Source organism: Rhizobium sp. SEMIA 4085, from assembly GCF_013004495.1.
Classification (GTDB): domain Bacteria; phylum Pseudomonadota; class Alphaproteobacteria; order Rhizobiales; family Rhizobiaceae; genus Rhizobium; species Rhizobium gallicum.
This window is the reverse complement of sequence record NZ_JABEPH010000379.1, coordinates 1-5,513: the sequence shown is the minus strand read 5'-3', so window position 1 is coordinate 5,513 and position 5,513 is coordinate 1. Positions and strand designations below refer to the sequence as shown.

The 5,513-nt window shown below is 60.6% G+C and carries 4 protein-coding genes; 2 read left to right on the top strand and 2 right to left on the bottom strand.

Annotation, left to right across the window (positions count from 1 at the left end; all coding sequences use genetic code 11):
* The coding region (locus tag C9413_RS33855) for a dihydrodipicolinate synthase family protein (RefSeq protein ID WP_246703859.1) at nt 1-455 on the bottom strand (455 nt) is incomplete at its 3' end.
* A gap of 215 nt (nt 456-670) precedes the next feature.
* Here C9413_RS33855 and C9413_RS26905 point away from each other — a divergent pair.
* Both C9413_RS26905 and C9413_RS26900 read left to right on the top strand, forming a co-directional pair.
* Complete coding sequence (locus C9413_RS26905) at nt 671-2,746, top strand: transglycosylase SLT domain-containing protein (RefSeq protein ID WP_039844407.1); 2,076 nt, start codon at nt 671-673, stop codon at nt 2,744-2,746.
* Nucleotides 2,747-2,804: 58 nt separating this feature from the next.
* A complete protein-coding gene (locus tag C9413_RS26900; protein WP_039844406.1) occupies nt 2,805-3,698 on the top strand; it encodes an alpha/beta hydrolase in 894 nt (297 codons plus the stop codon).
* Between the two features lie 96 nt (nt 3,699-3,794).
* On the opposite strand, the gene C9413_RS26895 is transcribed toward C9413_RS26900, so the two are convergent.
* Entirely contained in the window at nt 3,795-4,850 is a 1,056-nt protein-coding gene (locus C9413_RS26895) for a porin (RefSeq protein WP_039846692.1), read from the bottom strand.
* Nucleotides 4,851-5,513: the final 663 nt, after the last annotated feature.

The following is a 5,513-nucleotide window of genomic DNA, read 5'->3' as shown; positions in this document are numbered from 1 at the left end:
GGTCGCTGCCGCACGTGCCTGGCCGCGTGGCCCCCGCCGTGGGGCACGCGGCTTGTGGGGTCGTCGGGGGGCGCGGCGCGAGCGGCGGCTGAGGGCGCGAGGGGCGCGCCCCCCCCCGTCGGCGCCGTGTTGTGCGAAGGGCCCCAGCGCGGGCGGCGGGGTGGCGCGCGCGCTCGGCCGACCGAGGGCCCAGGCGTGCTCGCCGCACGTGTTTTTCCCCGCCGGGCACCCGCCATGACCGGCACGCGCCTGGCCGCCGCTTCGATGCAGATTTCCACGACCCGTTTGTGCTCGCCATGCGACAGCGTCGGAGACTCGCCGGTCGTGCCGACCGGAACGAGACCACTGCTGCCTTCCCTGATCTGCCAATCGACATGGGAAGCGAAGGAGGCTTCATCCACCAGTCCGGCATCAGTGAAGGGGGTGACGAGAGCGGGAATGGATCCCTTAAACATGCGCAACTCCTCACGGCCGATATCCACGCTTCAGCCGCATTCCTTGAATATAGGTTGCGCACCATAAAGCGGCGAAATCGCCGCGACAAGCGCGCATGGATCGGTTTAGGGCAAATTCCGACATCAAATGTGAACGAATTTTACCGGTTTCGGTAAGGTTTCATTAAGAGGCCTGTTGCGAAACTCGAGGCATATTTTCCTGACGAGTATCCCGGATGAAAAAAGCTGTGTTGATCCTCTCCACCCTCGGCCTTGCGGCCGCCGCGTGGAGCAGCGCCGCCTCGCCGCTGCCTGACACGGGCGCTCCGGTACCCGAGGTAGGGCCGATCGGCTTCGTGCCGCAAACCTCGCTGCCTGAATCGATCATGACCGGCGCCATCCCGCGCAACACGACCGTCGCGCCCGTCAGCGGAAACCTGAAGGCCGGATTAGACGCGCTTTCCGGCAAGAATGCGCAGCAGGCCATCTCGATCCGCAACGGTATGGCCAAGGGCACCCTCGACCGGCATATTCTGACATGGGCGATTGCCGTTTCCGGCATCAAGGGCGTGCCCTCCTACGAGATCGCAGGCGCGGCACAGGAACTCAAAGGGTGGCCGGGACTTACCAAGCTGCGCGCTTATTCCGAGCGCGCACTCTACGACGAAAATCCGGACCCGGCTGCAATCCTTGCGGCTTTCGGCGACACCGCACCGGAAACGACCCCAGGCGCGATGATCCTCTCGCGAGCGCTGGTCTCTGCCGGCAGACAAACACAGGCCGCGAAACATATCCGCAAGGTCTGGCGCAGCGAAGCACTCGACAAGGAGACCGAAGACAAGATCCTGGCGGAGTTCTCAGCACTGCTCGGCCCCGCCGACCACAAGGCACGCATGGAATATCTGATGTATCGCGGCCGGACCGCGCAGGCCAAGCGCTTCGGCGACATGGGCCAGGCGCAGTCCCTCTACGAGGCATGGTCGGCGGTCGCGAGCAAGGCGGCCAATGCCGGCACGCTCCTTTATGCTGTCGATGGCAAATGGTCGAATGACCCGGGCTATCTGTTTGCCCGCATCGAGTACCTGCGCAAGCAGGACAAATATGCCGAAGCCGCCAAGCTTCTGGCGCAAATGCCTTCGGCGCGCGATGAACTGTTGAATTCCGGCGAATGGTGGAACGAGCAGCGCATCGTCAGCCGCGGCCTCGTCGACCAGGGCCAGTTCAGGGCCGCCTACCGCGTCGTCGCCAACCACGTCGCGACGAACGCGGCAGATATTGTCGAAGCCGAATTCCACGCCGGTTGGTACGCGTTGCGCGGACTGCAGGATCCGGCGACGGCCGAGACGCATTTCCGCAAGATTCTTCAGGTTTCGAACGGTCCGATTTCCGTTTCGCGGGCCTGGTATTGGCTGGGCCGTGCCGCAGAAGCCGGCGGGGCGGGCAAATCCAGCGATTTCTACGCAAAAGCAGCAAACTTCCCGAGCACTTTCTACGGTCAGCTCGCAGCTGAGCGGCTGGGTCGCAAGACGCTCAACGTGTCCTATCCGTCGCCCACAAAAGAAGACCGGCAGCGCCTCCAGTCCCGCGAAGCCGTTCAGGCGATTTCGCGCCTTGAGGCCGCAGGTCATGGCTGGCGTGCGGCAAGCCTTTACCTGGCGCTCGCCGAGCAGCTTCAAAGTGCCGGCGAACTTGCCATCCTGGCGGCGCAGGCGGAAGGCTCCGGCAACCATCACCTGTCGCTGCAGGTCGGCAAGATCGCGTATGCGCGCGGGATCGATGTCGCAGCGCTCGCCTTCCCTGTCGGCGTCATTCCCGCGAACGCGAATATCTCCGGCTCGGGCAAGGCGCTCGCCTATGCCATTGCAAGGCAGGAAAGCGCTTTCAACCCCGCCGCCGTCTCGTCCGCAAACGCCCGTGGCCTTCTGCAACTTTTGCCCGGGACCGCCAAGGCAGTCGCCAAGCGCCACAACATCACCTATTCAGCCGACAAGCTGACAGCGGACGCCGGCTACAACGCCACGCTCGGCGCGCATTATCTCGGCGAACAGATCGACGCCTTCGGCGGCTCCTACATCTTGACCTTTATCGCTTATAATGCCGGGCCGAAGCGCGTGCCCGAATGGATCAGCCGCTACGGCGACCCGCGCGGCAAATCCATCAATGAAATCGTCGACTGGATTGAGCGCATCCCCTTTCCAGAAACGCGCAACTATGTCCAGCGCGTGATGGAGAATTACGAGGTCTATAAGGCGCGGCTCGGGCAGTCGCCGGATATCGAGCGCGACCTGATCGGCGGGCGGTCTTCATCCTGATCGATTTGCTTTGAGGCTGAAGCAGGTTAGATTTCCTGAGCGCAACTGGGAAATCGCAATGTTTTCAAGCACCGCAGAAGGCTTCGAGGAAAAGACATACCTGTCAGCCGACGGGCTCAAGCTCTATGCCCGCGACTATGGAGCCGGGAATCGGTCGGCATCCGTCTGCCCACCGGTCATCTGCCTTCCCGGCCTGACACGCAATTCCCGCGACTTTCATCAGCTTGCGCTGATCCTCTCGAAGGACCCGGAGCGTCCCAGACGCGTGATCGCGCTCGACTATCGCGGACGCGGCCGCTCGGCGTGGGACGATAACAAGCAGAATTACAATCTCGGCGTGGAAGCAAACGACGTTCTGAGCGCCTGCGCCGCCTTCGGCATCACCCAAGCCGTCTTCATCGGAACGTCACGTGGCGGACTGATTCTGCATCTCATCGCCGAGATGAAGCCCGAACTGCTGGCATCCGTGGTGCTCAACGATGTCGGCCCGGTGCTCGAACTGGAAGGGCTTCGGCATATTCAAGCTTATCTCGCAAATCCGCGAAAGCCTCGTGACTGGGACGATGCGGCCGGATTGCTTCGCGAACTGCACGAGGCGGAATTTTCCGCTCTTTCCGCCGGCGATTGGCGCGGAATGGCCTACGCAATCTATCGCGAAACCGATGATGGATTGGTCACGGATATCGATCCGGCCATCGCCGAAGCCGTGATCGCTGCCGATTTCAGCAAGCCGCTGCCGGATCTTTGGACGCCGTTCGACGCAATGGCGGCGATACCGCTGCTGGTTATCCGCGGCGAGACTTCAAAACTGCTGTCAAAGGCAACGGTCGAAGAGATGCTGCGGCGGCATCCGGCAGCACGGCAGTTCACAGCAAGATGTCAGGGACATGCGCCGCTGCTGCATCTCGATGATGTGGCGGAGGAAATCCGTCGCTTTCTCCGCGACCTCTAATGGCATCCGTCTCAGGGCCATCGGAAGCAGACACCCGCAAAACAAAAAGCCCGGCTCGAAAGCCGGGCTTCCCGATTTGACCGAAGTCAGATCAGATTAGAACGAACGCTGCAGGCGGAAGAAGCCCGTTACGCCGTCTTCGTCTTCATCGCCATTGTCGTGGTCCTGGCTGATGTAGTTAACCGTCACCTTCGTCGTCAGGTTCTCGACGATTTCGTAGTCGAGCGTGACGCCAGCGCGCCATTCGCTGCCACCGTCGAAATCTTCGTCTGCGTCGATGTCGATGTTGTCGGTGTACTGAACAGCCGGGGTGATGGTGAACTTGTCAGTTGCCTTGACAGCGTACTGAGCAGCAATAGCCCATTCGCCGTTGTCATAGTAGTCGCTCGGGCCGCTCGCATATACACCGGCGAGACCGAAGGTGCCCGGACCGATGTCTGCGTAGATGATGCCACGGACAGCACCATCGGCGCGGTCGAGGTCGTAGCCGCCGAGAAGTTCCCAGCTGATGGCGCCGAACTTGCCGCCGACAGCAGCGTCGATACCGACGTTGTTGCCACCGTTGTCTTGACCCAGACCCGTACGGGTCAGCTCTTCAACAGCAATACCGGCGTAGAAGTCGCCAGAGTCGTACTGGTAGCGGATCGCGTTGAAGTTGGTGTTGTTGTTGATAACTTCGGTTTCACCGGAGAAGTCAGCATCCCACCAGTTGACGAACTTACCAACGCGGAAGCCGGCGATATCGATGTAGGCTTCATCGATAACCGTGTCGTTCTGATCATCCTGGCTGTTGGCAACACCGTTCGGGCGGAAGTTTGCCTGATAAACGATAACGCCGGTGAGCGGACCGTATTCAGTGTCGCTCTTCGCCGTGAAGGCAACCTGACCGCGGGTACGAGCCGACCAGTCTTCGCCGCCGCCGTTGTCAGCGAGGTCGCCGAACGTGAAGTCGGTCTGGAAGCGGATGTAACCTTCGATCTTAAGGCAGGTTTCCGTGCCCGGGATGTAGAAGTAGCCGGTGCCGTAGGCGTCGCAGACGCGAACGTATTCAACCGGTTCCGGCTCAGCAGCGACGATAGCGTCAGCGGCCTGAGCACCGGAAACTACTGCGAGAGCAGCAGCGGAGCCGAGAAGAAGGCTCTTGATGTTCATAGTGACCTCCAATTCAAAGTTTCGATCGGGTCTGGGATTTTTCGCCTTGAGCAGCGTTCCCTGCCCCATCCCCATGTTTCAAGAAGTCGGACGATCAACCGCCCTCGCTTCCGAGGTTGAAAATACAAGACCGCGCCTGCCACGCAATCACCAACTTACTCGTTTGTGGTATTTGCATCAGCCTTACCGCCGTCCTGTTGCTGAAAGGCCACAAGTTGGGCAGGCGCCGCCGCATTTCTTTATGCTTTGTTAAGAAACTGCCGGTTTTGCAGGGGTTTAGCATCGCCTCACATGTATGGCACGACGCATCCTGTGCCGCATTGATACCAATTTCCAGCCAGATTCGGCGGCTTTTATGACCGCCCCGCAATGCGACCGTGGATGAGGGGGCATCCGAATTGACGATGCTTCACCGCAGGAATCACTTCCGGATGAGAATTGATTCTCTTCAGGCGATTCTGGCGCGGGGGATTCGATTTTACCGGGATGCGTATCGGCCGAGAGCAGATCAAACCCGTTTTGTGATTTTCCTCCGACCTAAGAGACTGGCTGAGTTTAGAGCGGAACGCGATTGTCGGCGATGGTCAGGCGGCAATGGATGCCAAACATCCCACGGCAGGTGCAAACTTGACGCGGGTATTTTCTACCGGAAGGCTTAGGGAG